Source organism: Citrobacter sp. FP75 (assembly GCF_018342065.1).
Classification (GTDB): domain Bacteria; phylum Pseudomonadota; class Gammaproteobacteria; order Enterobacterales; family Enterobacteriaceae; genus Citrobacter.
In genome coordinates, this window is record NZ_JAFDOE010000002.1 from 626632 (window position 1) to 647537 (window position 20906).

Genomic DNA, 20906 nt, shown 5'->3' on the forward strand with positions numbered 1-20906 from the left:
CTTGTTACTAGTGATTTGTCTTGTTGCTTTCGCGTTTTAATAGGATATCTGCCTACATAATAACTATCAACTAGCTTAAAATTTTTATTTATAACCTTTTTGTCGATAAAATGCTCTGTAATGGTTTGTTTTTTGTTCGTTTTGGCATTTTCGTTGTCATGTTGATTAAATTTCTTTTAAATCATTATGTTATGATGACTTGTTTTTCTGGTTTTTTTACGCCCCTTTCTGAATGTTGACGAATAGCACGCAGACATATTTATTTTTTTTATCGGCTTATTATAAAATATCGCGAGGTTGTTCATTTGTGAGACAGATAAATAATAACATGAACTTTGGGTTTAATAGTTTGCGAGCGACAGGGACTGGAAATAGAATAATCAATCGAATACAATTTCTTCTGTATGGCCAATTTTGTTTTATGCGTTAAAGAGGTTTTATTAATATGAGCTCAATGTTAAAAAACTTAAATAATATCCGTTCGCTGCGGGCGATGGCGCGTGAATTTCCCGTCGATATTCTCGAAGAGATGCTGGAAAAGTTCAGAGTTGTGACGCAAGAACGACGTGACGAGGAAGAACTGTTACAGCGGCAACGAGCAGAGAAGCAGGAAAAAATTAATACCTTGCTGGAGTTGATGAAAGCGGACGGAATTGATCCCGAAGCGTTGCTTAACATAACGACAGCGACATCACGAGCTGTTAAAAAACGTCCGCCGCGCCCGGCGAAATATCGTTATATCGATCTCAATGGGGAAACGAAAACCTGGACCGGACAAGGCCGCACGCCGAAGCCCATTGCGCTGGCACTGGCAGCCGGTAAAACTCTCGATGATTTTTTGATCGCATAACGATATACACAAAATCATTCAAGTTGCATCAAGGCGGCAAGTCTGAGAATCCCCAGGAGCTTACTCAAGTAAGTGACTGGGGTGAGCAGATGTAGCCAACGCAGAGGCAGCTTGAAGGATGACGTGTATAATTGTTGGCGGATAACGCATGTTTATCCGGCTTTATTTCAGCTGACTTCAACGTTAATTAATGAATTCTCTGGTTCCAGGGCATTTTGTCCAGCAGTCGCGCCATGCCGCAAAAGCCGGTAACGCCCGCCAGGATAAGCCCGGCGCCGACAAAACCGCTGAGCAGGAAGAAGGCGCTGCTAATGGCGTAACCGAGAACTACGCCGAGTAAGATAAGGCTACCTGCGGCAATTTGCACCTGGCGCATCAGCGGTAACGGCTGTGATTTATCTTCGACAACCGATAAACCTGCTGCCTTCCAGCCGTCGATTCCCCCCTCCAACAACCAGGATTGTGCTGGTGCAGCAATCGCACTCAGTTTTGCGGCCGCGTTTTGCGTGCGCTTCCCTGACTGGCAGTGAAAAATAATGCGTTCGGCGCGTAAATTATCTGGTAATGACCCCTGCTCAAGCGCAGACAACGGTGCCAGATGCGCCTGCGGGATATGTTCGCGCAGATATTCATCGGCATCACGAATATCAATCAGTTTGGCTCCCTGCGCGAGCAGCGCCTGCGCCTCGCGCGGGGAAATCGTCCCAATAGTCATGTTGGCTCCTTATGGGCAATACAGTGTTTTTAATGTGGCGATGAGGGAATTCACCGCCGCATTTTTGATGAAGTAGAGAATGCGCTGGGCATCACGTTGGCTGTCGATCAACCCTTCCTCGCGCATCCGAGCCAGATGCTGGGAGGTAGCGGAAGGGCTAAGCCCGGTGATCCGCGCCAGCTCACCTGCGCTGGTCCCCGGCGACCCGCAGAGCATGCACAAAATCAGCAGCCGTTTCGGGTTGCTCATTGCTTTCAGTAAGGTAGCGGCCTGTTCAGCGCTGGCCTGGAGTTGTTCAAGTTCAGTCATATTTATTTTAGTAGTTGCTAAATTAAGTGAATTCTAAAGTAAAGCGGCGACGTACGCCAGCGTCAAGAGCGTAAAGGAGGGTAAAACAGCAGGGCGAGACGGGAAGAGTTAGCTACACTGATTAATCTTAGAGATAAAATCTCTTTCTAAACAATGACTAATTTTTTGCTTGTATGGAGTGTGTATGGGTTTCTGGAGAATTGTTTTCACCATCATTCTGCCCCCGCTTGGCGTGCTGCTGGGCAAAGGTTTCGGCTGGGCGTTTATCCTCAATATTGTGCTGACGCTGTTGGGCTATATCCCGGGTCTGATCCACGCGTTCTGGATACAAACGCGTAATTAATACCTTCTTCTCATACGGCGCATTTGCGCCGTTTTCTTTGCCGTCCTTTCTCCTCTGCTACACTTCCAGGTGTTGATTGTTAACTACCGAGGTGGATATGGGACTCTTCAATTTTGTAAAAGATGCGGGTGAAAAACTTTGGGATGCGGTCACTGGAAATCATGACACTGCCGATCTGGCGAAAAAGGTGCAGGAACACCTGAGTAAAACCGGTATCCCTGATGCCGATAAAGTGAATGTCCAAATTAACGAAGGCAAGGCCACCGTTTCTGGTGATGGATTAAGTCAGGAAGCGAAAGAAAAAATCCTGATAGCGATTGGCAATATCTCGGGTATCGGCAGCGTAGACGATCAGGTTAAAACCTCTGCGCCTGCGAGTGAAAGCCAGTTTTATACCGTGAAATCAGGAGATACCCTGAGCGCGATTGCCAAACAGGTTTACGGTAACGCCAACCTGTATAATCAGATATTTGAAGCAAATAAACCGATGCTGAAAAGCCCGGATAAAATTTATCCTGGGCAGGTTTTGCGTATTCCGGAACAATAATGGTGTTCAGGCTTATTCCGTCAGTAATTTGCCGGACATCGCCTGCTGAATAATCGGAATCGGCGTCAGCAGATGCTGGCGCATTAATTCGCTGGCGCGTGTGGCATCGCGCGCCAGAATCGCTTCGGTTAGCGTCTGATGCTGATCGTGCTTATCTTCCAGCATTTCCACTGACAGCACCGTTTTACGCAGCCAGATAAACCGGTAGCGTGCCGCCAGCGAGAACAGTCGTTCACGCATTTGCAGCAGATATTGCGATCCACAGCCAGCAACAATCGCCGAATGAAACGCCTGGTGGCGTTGATCCCATTCATCCAGCATTTTTTCGCTGGCATCAATGGCCTCCAGCTTGCTGAGCATATGCGCGCGCGCCAGAATCTCGGCTTCCCAGGCATCGTCACCCCGCGCAATAGCCAGACTTACCAACATGGCTTCCATATTGGCGCGGGCGTCAAAAATATCCAGCAGCTCCTGCTCAGACATTGACGCTACGCGATACCCTTTCTGATTGACCACTGTGACCAGTCGCTCCGCCACCAGCTGTGAAAGTGCTTCGCGCAACGGCCCGACACCCAGTTCATAGCGCGAAGTCAGCAGGCTCATCCGCAGTTTTTCATCGGGCTGATATACTCCGCGGATGATGTCGTTCTTGAGCCAGCGGTATCCATCAATGGCCGTCGGTTGGGAAATGGCGGTCATGGTCTTACTCCTGAAAAGGTGTCCCGGCCTGCGCCGGGAACGGGTTTAACGCGAACTGTGCAGCGGTGCTTTTTGCCACGATAGCAGCTTTTTCCAGCGTGCCATAATCGGCACGGTGCAAATAATCGTGATGGCTAACAGCCCGGTTGAGATAACTTCCAGCTGTTGTGCCGGACGAAACAACATTGCTACCAGTACAAAACCAATAAAGCCGATCACCAGCCACGTCAGCCACGGATAGAGCCACATTTTCATCTTGATATCAGTCCCTTCCGCCAGCAGGATTTTGCGCATCCGCAGTTGGGAAATGGCAATGACCAGATAGACCAGCAGCGCGATGGCGCCAGAGCTGTCGATGAGAAATTTAAACACTTTTGCCGGTGCGTAATAATTCACGATCACGGTGAGAAACGCCGCCCCGGTGGAGAGCAGCACGGCGACATAAGGCGTTTTACTGCGGTTAGTTTTTCCCATAAAGGCCGGGGCATCGCCGCGACGACTCAGGGAATAAAGCATACGGGAGGAGGTATACAGCGCCGAGTTCAGACAGCTGGTCACCGACAGCAATATCACGCAATCCATAATCAGTTTGGCGTGCGGGATATGCAGCAGCTCCAGCACCGAGCGGTAAGAGCCCACCTCTTTTAGTCCCGGCATGTTCCATGGGATCAGCGCGACCACCACGAAAATGGAACACAGATAGAAGATGGAAATACGCCAGATAACCGAGTTGGTGGCGCGCACGATGTGTTTATCCGGCGTGTCGGATTCTGCGGCAGCAATGGTGACAATCTCAGCCCCCATAAAGGAGAACATGGTGATCAGCATTGCGCTTAGCACCGCGCCAAAACCGTTGGGCATAAAGCCACCCTGATCCCACAGTCTTGATACTCCGCTTACCTCGGCGTACGGATAAAAACCGCTAATTGCCGCTGCACCCAGGGCGATGAACGCCAGGATGGCGATCACTTTGCACAGCGCCAGCCAGAACTCAAACTCACCGTAATTTTTAACGCTCAGCAAATTACTGCCGGTTAATGCCAGCGTGATAACCAGGGAAAATAACCAGATGGGAACGCCCGGGATCCATGAATGCAGGATGATGGCGGCAATATTGGCTTCCAGCGGGATAACCAGCACCCAGAACCACCAGTACAGCCAGCCGATGGTATACCCTGCCCACGGGCCGATGGCTTTATCGGCATAGGTGGAAAACGATCCGGTATCTGGCGTGGCGACGGCCATTTCGGCCAGCATACGCATAATCATCACTACCAGTAACCCGGCGAACAGATAGGCCAGCAGTACCGCCGGACCGGCTTCTGCAATGGCCACGCTTGACCCTACAAACAGACTTGCGCCGATAACGCCGGCAATAGACAGCATGGTGACGTGGCGTGATTTCAGCCCGCCCCCTAAATCATGTGATTGCGACACTTGCCCCATCTTTAAACCTCTCGAAAGTATTTCACTTGGGAGAGCACCCCGGCATTCCCGCGCTGGGGCACGCGTATTATTGTTATTGATCCTGCTTGCCGAATGGCGGCTCCGCCTTATCCAGCCTACGGATTGCGTTTTTTGTTGGCCGGATAAGGCGCGTTTGCGTCATCATCCGGCACAGGTGCAAACGTGTTAGCCTTGCTTCGCCTCGGCAAAACACTGAGCGATAATGTCCAGCCCCTGGCGGATTTGCCCCTGTTCAATGGTTAGCGGAACAAGGATGCGCAGCACGTTGTAGTACGGCCCACAGGAGAGCAGGATCAGCCCTTTATCACGGGCGCGGGCGACAATCTCGGCGGTCAATTTAGCGTTAGGCTTATTGCGATCGCCATCCTCGAACAGTTCGATAGCAATCATCGCGCCGAGACCGCGCACGTCGCCTATCTCGCGGTGGGTTTCGGCAATCGCCAGCAGACCGTTGCGCAGGGTGTTGCCGAGGTCATTGGCTTTTTGCAGCAGGTTTTCCTGTTCGAAAATATTCAGCACCGCCAGCGCGGCGGCGCAGGCAATGGGGTTTCCGGCATAGGTGCCGCCCAGACCGCCCGGTGGGATCGCATCCATGACTTCGGCGCGTCCGGTCACGCCCGCCAGCGGGAAGCCTCCGGCAATGGATTTAGCGAAGGTGGTAATATCCGGTGCGACGCCCATCTGCTCCATGGCGAACAGCGTGCCGGTCCGGCCCGTGCCGCTCTGCACTTCATCGGCAATCAACATGATCCCATGCTCATCACAAATGGCGCGCAGGCGCTGCATAAAAGCAGGTGAGGCGGCATAAAAACCGCCTTCGCCCTGGATGGGTTCAATGACGATGGCGGCAATATCTTCCGGCGCGGCATCGTTTTTGAAGATGCGATGGATGCTGGCGATGGCATCGTCTTCGCTGATGTCATGCAGCGCGCAAGGATACAGGGCGCGATAGACGTGGCCCGGCATCAGTCCCATCCCGGCTGAGTAAGGATTTACCTTGCCGGTCAATGACAGGGTGTAGTGGGTACGGCCATGGTACGCGCCGCTGAAGGCGATCGTACCGCTGCGTTTGGTGGCGGCGCGGGCGATTTTCACTGCGTTTTCCACCGCTTCGGAGCCGGTAGTCACCAACAGGGTTTTCTTGGCGAAATCGCCCGGCACTTTCTGGTTCATGATTTCGCACAGTTCCAGGTACGGCTCGTAGGCCAGCACCTGGAAGCAGGTATGCGACAGCTTTTTCAACTGCGCTTCTACCGCCGAGACAATCTGTGGATGCAGGTGGCCGGTATTCAGCACTGCGATACCGCCGGCAAAGTCGAGGAATTCGCGTCCTTCAACGTCCCAGACCCGGCAGTTTTCTGCGCGCTCGGCAAAAATCGGGTGGATCTGCCCTACGCCACGAGGGACCGCGTTGCTACGACGTTGCATGAGTTCTTTGTTGGTGCTCATCAGGTGTTCTCCAGTATTATTTTATTAAAGTCCGATGCACATATATTTGATTTCTAAGTAATCTTCGATGCCGTATTTCGATCCTTCACGGCCAAGACCGGAGGCTTTGATGCCACCAAAGGGGGCGACTTCGTTGGAGATAATGCCAGTGTTAATCCCGACGATGCCGTACTCCAGCGCTTCGCCCACGCGGAAAACGCGGCTTAAATCACGGGCGTAGAAATAGGCGGCCAGACCGAACTCGGTGTCGTTAGCCTGCTGAATCACGTCGGCTTCATCGGTAAAACGGAACAGCGGTGCCAGCGGGCCAAAGGTCTCTTCTTTGGCGACTTTGGCGTGGTTGGGAACATCAACAAGGATGGTCGGCTGGAAGAAATTACCGCCCAGCGTGTGAGCTTTACCGCCGGTGAGCACCCGGGCGCCTTTATCCAGCGCGTCGGCGATGTGCTCCTGCACTTTAGCGACCGCTTTCTCGTCGATCAGCGGTCCGGTGGTGACGTCAGGTTGCAGGCCGTCACCGAGGTTCAGTTTGTTTACCGCCTGCTGAAGCTTTTCGGCGAAACGGTCATACACGCCGTCCTGTACGTACAGGCGGTTGGCGCAGACGCAGGTCTGTCCGGCGTTGCGAAACTTCGAGGCCAGCGCGCCTTCAACGGCTTTGTCGAGATCGGCATCGTCAAAAACGATAAACGGCGCATTGCCGCCCAGTTCCAGCGACACTTTTTTGATGTCTTTAGCGCACTGTTGCATCAATTGGCGACCAATTTCAGTCGAGCCGGTAAACGACAGTTTGCGCACCAGCGGATTGCCGGTCAGCTCGTTGCCGACCGCGCTCGCTGAACCGGTCACCACGCTGAAAACACCTGCCGGGACCCCGGCGCGATTAGCCAGTTCTGCCAGCGCCAGCGCGGAGAACGGCGTCTGGCTGGCGGGTTTAAGCACCATGGTACAGCCTGCCGCCAGTGCTGGGCCGGCTTTGCGGGTGATCATCGCGGACGGAAAATTCCACGGCGTAATCGCGGCGGTCACGCCGATGGGCTGCTTAATGACGATCAGGCGTTTATCGGCCTGATGGCCGGGGATCGTGTCGCCATAAATGCGTTTACCTTCTTCGGCAAACCACTCAATAAAGGAGGCGGCATAGGTAATTTCGCCTTTAGCTTCCGCCAGCGGCTTACCCTGCTCGAGGGTCATCAGGCGGGCGAGATCGTCCTGGTGCTCAATCATCAGGTTGAACCAGCGGCGCAGGATAGTCGCTCGCTCTTTGGCGGTCAGCGCACGCCAGGCGGGCAGCGCACGGTTAGCGGCTTCAATGGCTTCGCGGGTTTCATCTGCCCCCATTTTCGGTACGCTACCCAATTGCTGACCGTTGGCCGGATTGGTTACTGCGAGGGTCTCGCCGCTGTTGGCGTCACGCCAGTGGCCGTCAATCAGTGCCTGCTGGCGAAACAAGGTGGGATCGTTAAGTTGCATGATTGCTTCCTGTCGTAAAAAGTTTAACGGGTAAAGGCGGCGTGTAATGTCTCCACGCTACGTGCCGCACGCAGCGTGCGTCCGGGATTACTCTGGTTTTCCAGCAGCGCGTGAACTTTGCTGACGATATGCGCGCCGATGGGGATCGCCGACGTTGCCGCCGGAGAAGGGGCGTTACAGGTGTGAATTGAGCGTGGCGTGGTGACAAACAGGAAATCGTCGATCAGCTTGCCGTCTGGCGATACCGCCTGCGCCCGCACGCCCGCAGGCCACGGCTGTAGATCCTTCTGCGTCAGGCTCGGGCAGTACTTTTGTACCAGCCGCAGATAGCCGCTTTTGCACAGCGAATTCTTCATTTCGCCAAGCCCGGATCGCAGGTTGTTTTGCAGCACGCGGCGGATGCCGGAAGAGCCGAGGATCTCCAGCGTATCGCTGAGCGAGAAGTCGCGTTTACGGTAGCCTTCGCGTTTAAACGCCAGTACCGCGTTAGGGCCGACCGTGACGCTGCCGTCGATCATGCGGGTAAGATGCACGCCGAGAAACGGCATTGCCGGGTCGGGGATGGGATAAATTAGATGGTTAACTATCTGGTTATGTTCTGACGCCAGACGGAAGTATTCGCCACGGAACGGACAGATGATAAAACCGGGCTCGACGCCGAGCATTTTCACCAGTCGGTCAGCCATCAGTCCGGAGCAGCTAATCAGCGTCGCGCCCTCATATTCCTGGCCCTGACGGGTATGTACAATCACGCCCGCCGCGTGTTCTTTCAGCGCGCTGACTTCGGCGTTATAAATAATCTCGCCACCTTTGGCCTGGAAAATCTTCGCCATCGCGGCGGTCACTTCGCGGTAGCTGACAATCCCGCTCGACGGGACAAAAATCCCGCCCAGCCCGGTGATGTTGGGTTCGCGCTCGTGTAGCTCCTCGGCGTTCAGCCATTCGCGCTCCAGACCGTTGGCAGTGGTGCGATCCCACAACGCGCGCATGCGCTCCATTTCCAGCTCTGAGGTGGCGACCAGCATCTTTCCGCAGACGTCATAGCGGATGTCATTTTGATCGCAAAAGGCTTTAGTGGCGCGATTGCCAGCCAGACAAAACTGAGCCTTCAGGCTGCCGGGGGTGTAATAAACCCCGGCATGAATCACGCCGCTGTTGTGGCCCGTCTGGTGACAGGCCGGGCCGGACTCTTTTTCCAGCAGCGCGATTCTGGCGTCAGGGTAGACATCAATCAGTTGCATGGCGGTCGACATGCCGATAATGCCACCGCCAATAATCACAAAATCATACATCCGCTTAATTCCTTCGCGCTTACTGATGAGTCTGGTAGTGGTTGGTAGCGTAGGCAAAATAACCACGCTGGCGCATCAGTTCGCGGCGCAGGTCCGGATGCGAGGTAAAGCGATCGCGACCATGTAGCCAGAACAGGTTGTTGATCAGCAGGAATTTGCCGACTGAAACCGGAACGGACAGGATACTTTTGCTGGTTTCCAGCGCATCGGACAGGTCGCTGAGCCAGACACCTTCTTCATAATCTTTTGGCTGGACGAACTGGTCAATGTAGCGCATCACCGGGCGACCCTGCTGGTCGACGTCAAACACCGGATGAAACACGTCCTGGGTGACATTTTTGCTTGGCGGTGCGGCAAAGCGCATCGCGCGGCGGGCCAGCGGGTGCGTGAAGTAGTGGTCCAGATGTTCCCAGTCGTCGAGGTGCAGCAACAGCGAGTTACCGCCGGTCATGTTCTGCTCGTCGATTTTCATCATCAGCACGTAGTCGGTTACCTCTTCGAGGTAGGTGCCGTCGTTATGCAGTTCCATCACGCGGTGCGGCTGGCGCAGGTAGCTGTCTGAGTTATCGACGTTTTTCACCACAAATCGCGCGTAGTATTGACCGCTCATCGCATCAAAGTTGGAGCGCCCAATCAGATGTGCCACCGCCGTCGCCAGCTTGACCATCTCCTCCGCCTGCGCCACGTCATCGACGCCTTCCGCGTTGATCAGCAATGCGCCTTCGGCACGATCCAGCAGCGTTTTTAGCAGCAGCGGTTGCAGTTGATTGCCGCACAAATCATTGAGGATGTTCGCCACTTTGAAGCGTAAGAAGGATTTGTATTCCAGCGCCTGCACTGGCCACTGCGCCACGGCTTGCAGAAATTGCTCCGCGGTCTGGGCAGAAAACGTCAGTTCCAGCAGGCGTGGAGATTGGGCTGACGGTTTCAGCGTGAAGCCGCTGTAGTGCTGGGTTGGATCTTCAGCGTTCGGTTGTACGGCAGTCAGTGCGTTCATCAGAGTCGATCCTCTCAGTAGATTGTCAGGGAGACATGGCGCTGCTCGTTTCGTAGCCATAAATTAAAAATATCTACATTTTTGAAAAACGCGCACAGAATGGGCTTGTTTGTTTATTATTTGTGATCAAAAACAACAAATATTTAACATTATAAACGGTGGGGATAAATGCCAGCAGAAGGAGAGGGGAGGGAAAAGTTATTTTAAAACAGGGGATTAATCAGGCTGCCGCAGACGGAATGCCGCGGCAGCAAAAATGTCAGTAACCGACTTTATAAATACGTCCGGTTTGGATGCCTTCGACGCTGCGGCGATAGGCGTTGGCGACCGTGGCGGCAGGGACGCTTTCAAAACCGGGGAAGAACCCGTCATAGGCAGCGGCGGATTCACTCAGCACGGTAGGGCTTATCAGGTTGATGCGTATGCCGCGCCCTAATTCACAGGCTGCGGCGCGCACAAACCCTTCCAGCCCAGCGTTGACCGTTGCCGCGCTGGCCCCCTGCACAATGGGCTCATGGGCGATAATGCCGCTAATCAGCGTGATGGACCCGCCATCGTTGAGATAATGCTGTCCGGTTAATGCCAGCCGCACCTGGCCCAGCAATTTATCCTGCAATCCCTGATTAAACTCGCCTTCGGTCATGGTCGACAGCGGACCAAAAAACAGGCTCCCGGTGGCGGAAACAATGGCATCCACCTTGCCAATTTTTTCAAATAGCGTCTGCACGCTGCGTTGTGAGGTGATATCGACCTGGTAATCACCCTGTGTGCGGCCCACGCGGACAATCTCATGCTTGCGACCCAATTCTTCTGCGACTGCGCGACCGACGGTACCGCTGGCACCAATAATGACGATTTTCATAACCACCTCCGCAATAGTGTGAGCCACTATTCTTTAATGAAAATGAAATCGGATAAACTGGCTAAAAGTTAGATGATTACTAACCAGAGGTTTGTAATATGGATAAGTTACGCGGTATGGAAACGTTTATCGCCGTGGTGGAAAGCGGCAGCTTTACCGGGGCGGCAACGCGGCTGGAGATGTCGGCGGTGATGGTGGGGAAATATATCGCGCTGCTGGAAGCGCAGCTCGGTACGCGACTGCTGGAGCGCAACACCCGTCGCCAGAGCCTGACCGATGCCGGGCGCGTCTATTTTGAGGAAGCGCGTCGCGTGCTGGAACAGGTGTCGATAGCCGAACGTTCGGTGGAGCGGCTGCGTTTGGCCCCGGCGGGGACGCTGCGCATCAGCGCACCCACCTCCTTTGGTGCCTGTGTAATCTCGCCGCTGGCCGCGGCGTTTTTACAACGCTGGCCGGAAGTGCGCATCGAGCTGGATCTGACCAACCGGATGGTTGATCTGGTGGATGAAGGGGTCGATCTGGCGATTCGCATTGGCGATATTCATCAGACCGACGTGGTGGCGAAATACCTGTGCCCTTATCGCATGGCGATCTGTGCGTCAGCAGACTATCTGGCACGCCACGGTACGCCCCGGACGCCCGCGGATCTGGCGGATCATCTGTGCCTATCTCACACCGTGTGGACGGCGCGTAATGAATGGAAGCTGCCGGGTATGGAAGGCGAGGTCAGATGGAAACGCGAGGCGATCCTGCGCTGTAACGATGGCCACGGCCTGCGCATGGCGGCGGTAGCGGGCGCGGGCCTGCTGCTACAGCCGGAAGTGTTACTGGCAGAAGAGCTTGCCAGCGGCAAACTGGTTCGAGTGCTGGAAGGGTTTACGCCGCAGCCGCGACCGATTCATCTGCTGTGGCGCCAGGATTTACGCCCATTGCCCAAGTTGACGCAGTTTGTCGAGCACGTGTTGGAAGGAACTCAGGGTTTACGCTGAAATAAAAATGCCGGATGGCGCTGTGAACTACGCCATCTGGCATATGACTAGCCGATATCCATCTGCGGCTTGCTGTTGCGCTTACGGATCAGGCGCAGCACCGGCGGGACAACGATAACCATCACCGCCATCGCCAGCAGCACTTTTGCTACGCCGCTAGCCCACAGAATATCCATACTGCCGTTACTGATCGACAGCGCGCGGCGCAGGTTCTGCTCCAGCATTTCCCCCAGCACAAAGCCTAAAATTAACGGCGACATCGGGAAGTGCATTTTACGCAAAATGTAGCCAAATACGCCGAGTCCGACCATCAGTACCAGATCGAAGGTGGTGCTGTGCACGGCATACACGCCCACGGCTGAAACCGCCGCAATAGCCGGTACCAGGAACCACAACGGGATGGTCAGCATGCGGGTAAACAGACCGATCAGAGGGATGTTCATTACCAGCAGCATCACGTTGGCAATCAGCAGCGCGGCAATTAGCCCCCAAACGATATCCGGTTGCTCGGTAAACATCGCCGGACCCGGTGTGATATTGTACAGCGTCAGCGCACCCATCATCACCGCCGTAGTGCCGGAGCCCGGCACGCCGAGCGTCAGCATCGGAATAAACGAGCCGCAGGCCGAGGCGTTGTTTGCCGCTTCCGGCGCGGCCACGCCGCGAATATCCCCTTTACCGAAGCTGTCGCTGTTACCGCTGAGCTTTTTCTCCGTCATGTAGGTGATAGCACTGGCGATGGTGGCCCCGGCGCCGGGAAGTACGCCGACAAAAAAGCCAATCACCGACGAGCGCAACGTGGCGCCCACGCACTGTGCACCTTCTTTTGCGTTGAACATCATGCGGCCCGTTTTGCGCACCAGCGCCTGGCCGCTGCTGGTATGTTCCAGCATTAACAGTATTTCTGAGACAGAGAACAGCCCAATCACCACCACGATAAACTGCACGCCGTCGGAGAGATGGACACTGTCAAAGGTGAAGCGATAAACCCCGGTATTGGCGTCTACGCCGACGGTCGCAAGGCCAAGACCGATCAGCGCTGCCAGAAATGATTTCAACGGGTTTTGCGCCATCATGCTGCCGAGGCAGGCAATGGCGAAGACCATTAAGGCAAAGTATTCCGCCGGACCGAAGGCCAGCGACCATTGAGCCAACGCCGGGGCAAACAGAATGATGCCGCCGATGGCGATGAGCGAACCAAAGAAAGAGCTGACCGCCGAGATAGAGAGCGCCACGCCGCCGCGCCCTTGCTGGGCCATCGGGTAACCGTCGAGGGCGGTCATAATGGCGGCGGCATCGCCGGGCACGTTCAACAAAATCGATGAGATTCGCCCGCCATATTCACAGCCGATATAGACGGTCGCCAGCAGGATCAGCGCAGACTCTGCGGGCAGATGCAACGCAAAGGCCAGCGGCAGCAGGATCGCCACGCCGTTGATCGGCCCCAGTCCTGGCAGCAGCCCGACAATAGTGCCAACAAAACAGCCGATCAGCGCGATGACAAGGTTTTCCGGCGTCATCGCCACTGCAAAACCCTGAGAAAGATATATCCAGGTATCCATCGTTTCTCCGTTAACTCAGCCAGGCGCCGAGAGGTAAGGTGACGTCAAGCAGCCGATCGAAGGCATACCACAACAAAATGCCGAGAACCGACCCGGAAATACCCGCTGCCGGGATGGTGGCCCCGAACAGCAAGCCGATCACCACGGTGAGAATGGCAGTGGCAATGGGGAAGCCCAGCCATTCAAAACCCCAGGCGTACATAAACAGAATAATCACCATCGTCAGCAGCTTTTGCAGCACGTGGCGACGAGGCCAACTGATGGTGTCCGGGTGGCGCAGTAACAGCGCCACGGCGCACAGCAACATCAGACCGATAATGCCCAACGGAAAGGGACGTGGCCCAACCGGCTCATAGCTGTATTCGCTGGTGATTTGCCAGGCTATGAATAGCCCGGCTATGCAGAGCAACAGCCAGATACCCGCAAAAATACGATCGCTCATCATGGTTGCCCCTGCGTTTATTTCGCCAGACCGAAGGCTTTTGCCTGCTCACGATAATCGGTGACCTGTTTCTTCACGTACTCATCGAGTTGCTTCCCGCTCATATTGAATTCAAACAGACCGCGCAGATCTCGCTGCTTTTTAAACTCATCGGTTTGCTGGAGTTTGCTAAAGGCGTCCACCCACCATTGATATTCGGCGTCGCTGACTTTTGGTCCGACGTAGAAGCCACGAATGATCGGCCACACGAGGTCATATCCCTGCTCTTTGGCGGTGGGCACATTGGCTAACTGACCCGGTAGGCGCTGGTCGGAGAACACCGCGAGCACGCGGATCTTGTCGCCGCTGAGATAAGGCACCATCTCACTGAGGTCGCCGGAAACCACCTGCACGTGGTTGCCCATCAGCGCGGTGACCGGCTCGCCGCCGCCTTCAAACGCCACGTAACGCATCTTGTGCGGATCGACGTTGGCCTTTTGCGCCAGCAGCGCCGACTTCATCCAGTCCTGACTGCCAATTGAGGCACCTGCGCCAATCACCACGCTATTGGGATCTTTCTCCATCGCTGTCAGCAGGTCTTTCAGCGTCTTCCACGGGGAATCATTGAGTACAGCAATCATGCCGTAGTCAGTGCCCACGCTCGCCAGCCAGCGCACATCATCGACGCCGTAGCGGCCAAATTTGCCCTGCGACAGGTTCAGCAGCGAGCCGCCGGAAAAGGCCACTACGGTTCCTGCCTCAGCCGGGCGTTGCGCGACGATGGCGTTATACGCCACGGCTCCGACGCCGCCTGGCATATAGGTCACGCGCATCGGTTTTTCGATGGCACCGGTTTCCATCATGCTCACCTGAATCAGCTTACAGGTGAGGTCAAAACCGCCGCCGGGTTTCGCCGGGGCGATACATTCGGTACGCGAGGGCGCTTGTTCCGCCAGAACAGAGGTACTCATCAGTAACATGCTTGCAGTAAGGGTACGAAGTAATTGTTTTTTCATTATTTATCCTCACGCCGGATGACCGGATTTCGGGTACGGAAGATTATTTTTGTGATTATGTGAACCGATGTGTAGCAGTTCGGTTGCATGATTGTTAAAACATTAACCTTTCAATTCCCTTTCAATGCGGCAGAAACTTTACAGGATGTGATATGCGTCTCTTATTAGCGGAAGATAACCGTGAGTTGGCTCACTGGCTGGAGAAAGCGCTGGTGCAAAACGGTTTTGCCGTTGACTGCGTTTTTGATGGTCTGGCAGCCGATCACCTTTTACACAGCGAAACCTACGCGCTGGCGGTGCTGGACATCAATATGCCGGGACTGGACGGCCTGGACGTCGTCCAGCGACTGCGCAAGCGTGGGCAAACGCTCCCGGTTCTGCTGTTGACGGCGCGCAGCGCGGTGGCGGATCGGGTGAAGGGACTTAACGCAGGGGCTGATGACTATCTGGCAAAACCATTTGAAATCGAAGAACTTGATGCCCGGTTGCGGGCCTTGCTGCGGCGCAGTGCGGGACAGGTGCAGGGCATCCAGCAACTGGGCGAACTGGCGTTTCACGATGAAGGCTATTTTCTGTTGCAGGGGCAGCCGCTGGCGTTAACGCCGCGCGAACAGGCGCTGCTGACGGTGCTGATGTACCGGCGGTTGCGCCCGGTCTCGCGCCAGCAGCTGTTTGAACAGGTTTTCAGCCTGAGCGATGAAGTCAGCCCCGAAAGCATTGAGCTTTACATCCACCGTCTGCGGAAAAAACTGCACGGAAGCGACGTGCGCATCGCGACTTTGCGCGGCCTCGGTTACGTGCTGGAGCGTGGCGATGAAGTGGGTTAAGCCCCAGTCGCTGTACCTGCAACTGCTGATGTTCCTTGGTCTGCCGCTACTGTTGCTGTGGGGGCTGTCGGCGTTTAACAGTTACGTTAGCGCACTGCAGGCGGCGACCCAGGCGTATGACCGGACGCTGCTCTCGTCTGCCAGGACCGTCTCTGAGCGGCTGGTTGTGCGCCATAAACAGCTGGAAGTGAACGTGCCGTGGGTCGTGCTGGACAGCTTTGAACTGAACATGAACGACAGGCTGTATTACAAGGTGGTGGATCCGACGGGGAAGGTGATTTCAGGCTATGACGATTTGCCGGCAATGCCGCCAGCAACTTCACGCACACGGCTTTATCCGGCGCTGGCGTGGTTTTATCATACCGAATATCGCGGCGAGGCGATTCGCGTGGCGCGTCTGCTCCAGCCGGTGAATGAAGGCGGGATTGTCGGTATGGCGGAGATTTATGTCGCCGAAACGCTGCAATCGCGACGCTATCTGGCGCGACAGCTGCTGTTTTCCTCGTGGGTTTCGCAAGGGCTGCTGGTGCTGCTCACGCTGGTGCTGGTCGGTTGGCTGCTGCGCCGGGTGTTACGCCCGATGCGCCAGCTGTCGTCGCTGATGGTACGCCGCGAGCCGGGGCTGCTGACGCCGCTGCCGGAGCTGCTGCCGTGGTCGGAGACCCGTCTGCTGATTGTGGCATTCAACCGCTACATTGATCGACTACGTGCGCTTATTTCGCGGCAGGAGCGCTTCAGCGCAGATGCTTCTCATCAGTTAAAAACTCCGCTGGCGGTGCTGAAAACCCAGGCAGCGGTTGCCCTCGCCAGCCCGCAACCGCAGCAGTGGTATGAGAGTTTACAGGCCATGAGCACCACGCTGGATAGCACCATTCAGCTGACGGAAAGGCTATTACAGCTTTCTGCAGTGAAGCGCAAAGAGCAGGGGGAAAGGCACTTTTCACCGGTCAATCTGTTTGAGATGGTGCAAACCAGCTGTTTTACCCGCCTGGCGCAGGCGCGCAGTAAAGCCATCGATCTCGGCTATGAAGGGGAGCAGGGCGCGGTATGGGTTGAAGGGGATGATGTCCTGCTCGGCGAGCTGTGCGGGAATCTGCTGGATAATGCGCTGAAATACACGCCTGCGCAGGGGATGGTGACTGCCCGCCTGCTGCGCGAGGGAGAAAGCGTGGTGCTGATGGTTGAGGATAGCGGGCCCGGCATTGATGACGATCGGGTGCATCAGGCGCTGTTACCGTTTCATCGTCTGGAAAACGTGGGCAATGTCCCCGGGGCGGGGATTGGGCTGGCGCTGGTCAATGATATTGCGCGTCTGCACCGTACGCATCCGCAACTCTCGCGCAGTGAAACCCTGGGCGGGCTAAGCGTACGGGTACGGTTTTTGTGCCTGGAGCGAGAAGGGCAGGACGATCAGTGTCGTCCTGCGCCTGTTATTTAAAGGTCACCGTCGCGTTGACCGGGATACTAAATGTGCCGGGTCGTGGTGGATTCTTCAGCCAGAACAGGGTTGCCATAAACTCTTTGCGCCGACTGTCGCTCTGGCTGGTAAACGCACCGCTGGTAAAATCGATGCGGTTGCCGCTGATAATATCCCCGGCGCCGGGCTGCGCAGCATCCTGGAGCGTAACGCCAATATCCGGCGTACCCTGACCGGTAAAAACCGCGCCGCTGTTTTGTGTGGTGCCGGTAAACGTCACCGCGTAGTTGATGCCGCGACATTCATGCTTCCCGGCGGCTTCTGCAGCGATAACGGCAAACTGTTTACGGTGGCTGTTGTCCTTTCCCGCTTTAGCTTCGGTAATGCTGATCCTGCCAAACTCGACGGTATCCGTTCCTTTGTCAGAGGCGATAGAGACGATCGGCTCGCAGTTGATATAGCTGATGTTATTCAGGCCATTAAGCGCGGGACCAAAATTTTTAGCTGGATTGCTGGCAGTGCAATGCATACCACAGGCGTTAATACTGCCAATACCGTCGACGACGAAAACTTTGTTGATGGTACGACCCGCCAGCGCGGGCAAAGGGTCCGGGAGCTTCCCGGTTGCGACCAGGCTGAGGTTAAAGGTGAAAGAAAAGGTTTGCGGGTGCGCCAGGCAGTTACTGCTATTCCTGTTTCTGTTTTGGTTACAGAAACTGGTAGAACCCGTTCTTGGCAGCGTTGCCTGATAGTGGGTGGTGACGGCCTGCGCGCCCTGATCGTAAGAACGACCGTCGATGCTCACCACCAGTTTCATATTGGTTCCCTGCAAAAAACGCGCAAACTCATGGTCTGGGTCGATGTAGATTCTGGCAGCTTCGCCCTGGGGCATATGGTCTGTGTCGCGGCAGGTGACGCTAACGGTCTGCGAATTGGACACCCAGACGGTGTCCCCGGCGGCGGTGCTGTGGCTGATTTTAATCGGGTCAACGTGTATAGAGACGCTGTTCGCTGTACAGCTCACCGCATAGCTTGTACTACTGAAGATCGACAGACAAAGCAGTACCATGAGTTTAACTGTGTTTAACGGGTTCATTGATAGCACCTTACGAGCCGACGCACTGGGCGGTAATTTGTGTGTATCCGATTTTCTTCACCGGCTGGTGATGGTTATCCGGCATCTGAATAAAGCAGTGTTCATCTGGATGGGAGCCCCAACGCACTTCCAGGCGCGAATTATCTTCCACGCCGCTGGCATACAGTGCGCCATGCAAACCGACCAGGCCGTGATTGCGGCCTTTGGCATCCCGCACAATCGCCCCGACCGGAGGGGCAATGTCGCCAGGTATGACGGCATTCACCAGATAGTTGCGCCCACTGAAGGTTTCAAACACCACTTTGCTGATGGCTTTCTCTGTCGGGACAATTTTTTTCTGTGCCTGGGGAATATCCAGACCGGCGCCAATATCGGCGGTATTCAGACTCACCACGTTGTAATGCCAGGCATCTGCCGCAGTCAGGACCGCATAGCCGTTACCGTCTATCGCCACGCCGTTTTGTTGCTGGATATGGACGCCGTCTGCATTTTGAGCCTCGACCAACACCATGGTGTCACCCGGAGAGTGCATAAGCGTAACGCCGCCTGCGTGCAGCATCGCACCGCCGCTGATGCCCATATTCATATTCTGGTAGTTGCGCCCAGCGCTATAGCCTCCCTGAACGTTGATCTTGTCACCTTGCCAGGCGGCGTTAACGCCAGTAGAGGGATCCTGCCGATCGGTGGTGCTGCCCTGGACGCCCCAGCTCAGACGATCGTCAAATGCGGTGTTGCTGTAGCTGGTGGAGTAGCTGTCGCCATTCTGCTGACTATGCATCATGTTGGCAGAGACAAAGCCGTGACTGTCCATGAAATCGAATGGGATGGATAATGTCAGATTGATACTACGGTCCTGATAGTCGTACTGGTTGCGGGTATCCTGCACGTATACGCTCCAGTTGATTTTCCCCAGCGTATCGTTGTAACCCAGCTGTATCGTGCGGTCGTGACTGCCGTTGTGCCAGTAGTTTTGCTGGCTGGCGCTAACGTAAAGCGAGGCGTTGTCCCACAAACGCTGGTTAACAGAAACCTCAAAACGTTGGCGACGATTATTGTAGTTATTGGTGTAGTAATGCTTCCTGTTGTGCTGCTCGCCAGGAAAACGCAGTTGCTGATTGGGGTCGTCATAGGCGATGTCGTAATAGCCCGAGGACCAGCTGTTGTGCTCGTTAATGGTGTCGCTAAAGCTGTAATAGCCGGATGTATTGTAACGGTAGCCGACCAGACGGAAATCCGTGCCGTACTGGTTCAGCGATTTAGAATAGAGGAAACGGTAACTTTGCCCCGTGGACGCTTCTCCGCTGGCAAGCAGGGCCCTGGCGGCGGTGATATCAAAGGAGATCGCACCGAACTGATGCAGATCCTGAGCGACCCCGCTGGCAATCGCGTTGTAACTTTCCGCCGTCAGTAAACCGCCGTACAGCGTGGTTCCAGAGCTGAGGCCATAGCTCAACGTTCCCTGGACAAAACGGGGTCGCCAGCCGCCGCTGTAGCCGTCACGATATTCCCCTGCCGTAAACTGAAAGCGGCTGTTACCAGCGCGCAGCATGTTCGGTACCGCTGAATAAGGCACGCTGAAATTGCGACGGCTGCCATCGGCCTCAGTAACGCTAACATCCAGATCGCCACTTTGGTTGCTGGGGTTAATATCGTCAATGTCAAACGCGCCCGGCGCGACGTTTTTACTGTAGATCAGGTAGCCATTTTGCCGGATTTCTATTGTGGCATTGCTATTGGCGACGCCGCGTACGACCGGGGCAAAATCGCGTTGACTATCTGGCAACATATTTTCATCGCTGGTGAGCTGCGCCCCGGTAAACTGGATACTGTCGAACACATTATCGTCCGTGTAGGTTTGCCCGATGCGCAAGCGGCTACGTAGCGCAACAATGTTGCGCTCCACCCACGTAGAAACAGCCTGCCACTGGCGACCTGAACCGCTGGCGTAGCTGAACGTAGACTGGTTACGGAAATGCCACCCCGCCAGGTTGATGCCGTTGGCAAAGCTGGCAAAGACGGAGTCATGATCCTGACCCTGTTCAGTCAGACGGGTGGTATTGGCGTTGTAGCCGACAAAAGCCGCATTAATCCCATCGTCATAGGCTGATTCCGGGATAGCATCATGTGCAGTCGAGAGCAGAAAAGCCTCCGGAACTGAAATATCAATGCGCTGGTAGTTTGCATCTGCCGTCAGGTGGCTGTTTGCTATCAGCGCTGCGAGCTCAATGCAGGCATCGGTGCGGCCATCCGGGATTTTAATCCCGTATCTGCGTAGATCGTCAGCGCTCAGGCAAGGTTGTGGCGTGTCTTCCGGCTGACGTCTTTTGAAGGCAACATTGCGCGTCTCAATGAAGTTGTGATCGAGATAAATATCGTACTCAAACGTCCCTTCGCTAAGCCCGTCATTACGGGCTATTTGCTCAACGGAGGTGATGTTTTGCGCACCGTGTACAAAACGGGTATTAAACTGTGGTGCGCCGCTGGCGTAAGCAGGCATACACATGACCAACGCTGACAACGTAAAGGCCTTTTCCTTGAACCGTTGCGGTTGCTTATTTATTATCATCATTGCAAC

The 20906-nt window shown here is 55.1% G+C and carries 20 protein-coding genes; 6 read left to right on the top strand and 14 right to left on the bottom strand.

The window, feature by feature from the left end; genetic code table 11:
* Positions 1-445: 445 nt before the first annotated feature.
* The gene (gene stpA, locus JQ822_RS10670) at positions 446-850 is read left to right on the top strand and encodes a DNA-binding protein StpA (RefSeq protein WP_213133439.1); all 405 of its coding nucleotides are present in this window, start codon (positions 446-448) and stop codon (positions 848-850) included.
* 187 nt (positions 851-1037) lie between these two features.
* Here the strand turns inward: stpA and JQ822_RS10675 are convergent, their stop codons facing one another.
* Both JQ822_RS10675 and JQ822_RS10680 read right to left on the bottom strand, forming a co-directional pair.
* Complete coding sequence (locus tag JQ822_RS10675; RefSeq protein WP_213133440.1) at positions 1038-1565, bottom strand: rhodanese family protein; 528 nt, start codon at positions 1563-1565, stop codon at positions 1038-1040.
* 9 nt (positions 1566-1574) lie between these two features.
* Positions 1575-1874, bottom strand: a complete 300-nt coding sequence (locus tag JQ822_RS10680; protein WP_213133441.1) for an ArsR/SmtB family transcription factor — start codon at positions 1872-1874, stop codon at positions 1575-1577.
* Between the two features lie 184 nt (positions 1875-2058).
* Here JQ822_RS10680 and JQ822_RS10685 point away from each other — a divergent pair, with 184 nt between their 5' ends.
* Positions 2059-2217, top strand: a complete 159-nt coding sequence (locus tag JQ822_RS10685; RefSeq protein ID WP_003037242.1) for a YqaE/Pmp3 family membrane protein — start codon at positions 2059-2061, stop codon at positions 2215-2217.
* 97 nt (positions 2218-2314) lie between these two features.
* Positions 2315-2764 (top strand): peptidoglycan-binding protein LysM, encoded by a 450-nt coding sequence (gene lysM, locus JQ822_RS10690; protein ID WP_135324594.1) that lies wholly within the window; start codon positions 2315-2317, stop codon positions 2762-2764.
* 12 nt (positions 2765-2776) lie between these two features.
* Here lysM and csiR read toward each other — a convergent pair whose 3' ends face one another.
* The 7 genes from csiR to JQ822_RS10725 form a co-directional block, all read right to left on the bottom strand.
* On the bottom strand, positions 2777-3463 hold the full coding sequence (gene csiR, locus JQ822_RS10695; RefSeq protein WP_135324595.1) for a DNA-binding transcriptional regulator CsiR: 687 nt from the start codon (positions 3461-3463) through the stop codon (positions 2777-2779).
* Between the two features lie 45 nt (positions 3464-3508).
* Positions 3509-4909: a GABA permease gene (gene gabP, locus JQ822_RS10700; protein ID WP_213133442.1), complete on the bottom strand. Its 1401-nt coding sequence runs from the start codon at positions 4907-4909 to the stop codon at positions 3509-3511.
* Positions 4910-5095: 186 nt separating this feature from the next.
* Positions 5096-6379, bottom strand: a complete 1284-nt coding sequence (gene gabT / locus JQ822_RS10705) for a 4-aminobutyrate--2-oxoglutarate transaminase (protein WP_213133443.1) — start codon at positions 6377-6379, stop codon at positions 5096-5098.
* Positions 6380-6403: 24 nt separating this feature from the next.
* On the bottom strand, positions 6404-7852 hold the full coding sequence (gabD, locus tag JQ822_RS10710) for an NADP-dependent succinate-semialdehyde dehydrogenase (RefSeq protein ID WP_213133444.1): 1449 nt from the start codon (positions 7850-7852) through the stop codon (positions 6404-6406).
* A gap of 23 nt (positions 7853-7875) precedes the next feature.
* Positions 7876-9144, bottom strand: coding sequence for an L-2-hydroxyglutarate oxidase (gene lhgO, locus JQ822_RS10715; RefSeq protein ID WP_213133445.1), 1269 nt, complete (start codon positions 9142-9144; stop codon positions 7876-7878).
* A gap of 19 nt (positions 9145-9163) precedes the next feature.
* Positions 9164-10141, bottom strand: coding sequence for a glutarate dioxygenase GlaH (gene glaH, locus JQ822_RS10720; protein ID WP_213133446.1), 978 nt, complete (start codon positions 10139-10141; stop codon positions 9164-9166).
* Between the two features lie 259 nt (positions 10142-10400).
* Positions 10401-11018: a short chain dehydrogenase gene (locus JQ822_RS10725; protein ID WP_446715010.1), complete on the bottom strand. Its 618-nt coding sequence runs from the start codon at positions 11016-11018 to the stop codon at positions 10401-10403.
* Between the two features lie 83 nt (positions 11019-11101).
* On the opposite strand from JQ822_RS10725, the gene JQ822_RS10730 reads away from it, so the two are divergent.
* A complete protein-coding gene (locus JQ822_RS10730) occupies positions 11102-11992 on the top strand; it encodes a LysR family transcriptional regulator (RefSeq protein WP_213133448.1) in 891 nt (296 codons plus the stop codon).
* 47 nt (positions 11993-12039) lie between these two features.
* On the opposite strand, the gene JQ822_RS10735 is transcribed toward JQ822_RS10730, so the two are convergent.
* Genes JQ822_RS10735 through JQ822_RS10745 form a run of 3 tightly spaced genes read right to left on the bottom strand, consistent with a single transcriptional unit; the run spans position 12040 to position 14991 of the window.
* Positions 12040-13554: a tripartite tricarboxylate transporter permease gene (locus tag JQ822_RS10735; protein WP_213133449.1), complete on the bottom strand. Its 1515-nt coding sequence runs from the start codon at positions 13552-13554 to the stop codon at positions 12040-12042.
* Positions 13555-13564: 10 nt separating this feature from the next.
* Positions 13565-13999: a tripartite tricarboxylate transporter TctB family protein gene (locus JQ822_RS10740; RefSeq protein ID WP_213133450.1), complete on the bottom strand. Its 435-nt coding sequence runs from the start codon at positions 13997-13999 to the stop codon at positions 13565-13567.
* A 14-nt stretch (positions 14000-14013) separates the two neighbouring features.
* Entirely contained in the window at positions 14014-14991 is a 978-nt protein-coding gene (locus JQ822_RS10745) for a Bug family tripartite tricarboxylate transporter substrate binding protein (RefSeq protein WP_213133451.1), read from the bottom strand.
* A gap of 152 nt (positions 14992-15143) precedes the next feature.
* Between JQ822_RS10745 and tctD the strand changes: the two genes are divergently transcribed.
* Both tctD and JQ822_RS10755 read left to right on the top strand, forming a co-directional pair.
* Positions 15144-15818, top strand: coding sequence for a transcriptional regulator TctD (gene tctD / locus JQ822_RS10750; RefSeq protein WP_213133452.1), 675 nt, complete (start codon positions 15144-15146; stop codon positions 15816-15818).
* A complete protein-coding gene (locus JQ822_RS10755) occupies positions 15805-17256 on the top strand; it encodes a sensor histidine kinase (RefSeq protein WP_213133453.1) in 1452 nt (483 codons plus the stop codon). Before tctD ends, JQ822_RS10755 begins: the two co-directional genes overlap by 14 nt.
* Here the strand turns inward: JQ822_RS10755 and JQ822_RS10760 are convergent.
* Positions 17249-18331, bottom strand: a complete 1083-nt coding sequence (locus JQ822_RS10760; RefSeq protein WP_213133454.1) for a fimbrial protein — start codon at positions 18329-18331, stop codon at positions 17249-17251. The two genes, JQ822_RS10755 and JQ822_RS10760, sit on opposite strands and share 8 nt — an antisense overlap.
* 10 nt (positions 18332-18341) lie before the next feature.
* A complete protein-coding gene (locus JQ822_RS10765) occupies positions 18342-20900 on the bottom strand; it encodes a fimbria/pilus outer membrane usher protein (RefSeq protein WP_213133455.1) in 2559 nt (852 codons plus the stop codon).
* Positions 20901-20906 lie beyond the last annotated feature (6 nt).

Bases quoted from the DNA above. Each gene is read 5' to 3' on its own strand.
- JQ822_RS10745 (WP_213133451.1), bottom strand. From the start codon at position 14,991: ATGAAAAAACAATTACTTCGTACCCTTACTGCAAGCATGTTACTGATG.
- JQ822_RS10685 (WP_003037242.1), top strand. From the start codon at position 2,059: ATGGGTTTCTGGAGAATTGTTTTCACCATCATTCTGCCCCCGCTTGGC.
- JQ822_RS10735 (WP_213133449.1), bottom strand. From the start codon at position 13,554: ATGGATACCTGGATATATCTTTCTCAGGGTTTTGCAGTGGCGATGACG.
- tctD (WP_213133452.1), top strand. From the start codon at position 15,144: ATGCGTCTCTTATTAGCGGAAGATAACCGTGAGTTGGCTCACTGGCTG.
- JQ822_RS10730 (WP_213133448.1), top strand. From the start codon at position 11,102: ATGGATAAGTTACGCGGTATGGAAACGTTTATCGCCGTGGTGGAAAGC.
- JQ822_RS10680 (WP_213133441.1), bottom strand. From the start codon at position 1,874: ATGACTGAACTTGAACAACTCCAGGCCAGCGCTGAACAGGCCGCTACC.
- JQ822_RS10755 (WP_213133453.1), top strand. From the start codon at position 15,805: ATGAAGTGGGTTAAGCCCCAGTCGCTGTACCTGCAACTGCTGATGTTC.
- gabD (WP_213133444.1), bottom strand. From the start codon at position 7,852: ATGCAACTTAACGATCCCACCTTGTTTCGCCAGCAGGCACTGATTGAC.
- JQ822_RS10675 (WP_213133440.1), bottom strand. From the start codon at position 1,565: ATGACTATTGGGACGATTTCCCCGCGCGAGGCGCAGGCGCTGCTCGCG.
- JQ822_RS10760 (WP_213133454.1), bottom strand. From the start codon at position 18,331: ATGAACCCGTTAAACACAGTTAAACTCATGGTACTGCTTTGTCTGTCG.
- stpA (WP_213133439.1), top strand. From the start codon at position 446: ATGAGCTCAATGTTAAAAAACTTAAATAATATCCGTTCGCTGCGGGCG.
- JQ822_RS10765 (WP_213133455.1), bottom strand. From the start codon at position 20,900: ATGATGATAATAAATAAGCAACCGCAACGGTTCAAGGAAAAGGCCTTT.
- JQ822_RS10740 (WP_213133450.1), bottom strand. From the start codon at position 13,999: ATGATGAGCGATCGTATTTTTGCGGGTATCTGGCTGTTGCTCTGCATA.
- csiR (WP_135324595.1), bottom strand. From the start codon at position 3,463: ATGACCGCCATTTCCCAACCGACGGCCATTGATGGATACCGCTGGCTC.
- glaH (WP_213133446.1), bottom strand. From the start codon at position 10,141: ATGAACGCACTGACTGCCGTACAACCGAACGCTGAAGATCCAACCCAG.
- gabT (WP_213133443.1), bottom strand. From the start codon at position 6,379: ATGAGCACCAACAAAGAACTCATGCAACGTCGTAGCAACGCGGTCCCT.
- gabP (WP_213133442.1), bottom strand. From the start codon at position 4,909: ATGGGGCAAGTGTCGCAATCACATGATTTAGGGGGCGGGCTGAAATCA.
- lhgO (WP_213133445.1), bottom strand. From the start codon at position 9,144: ATGTATGATTTTGTGATTATTGGCGGTGGCATTATCGGCATGTCGACC.
- lysM (WP_135324594.1), top strand. From the start codon at position 2,315: ATGGGACTCTTCAATTTTGTAAAAGATGCGGGTGAAAAACTTTGGGAT.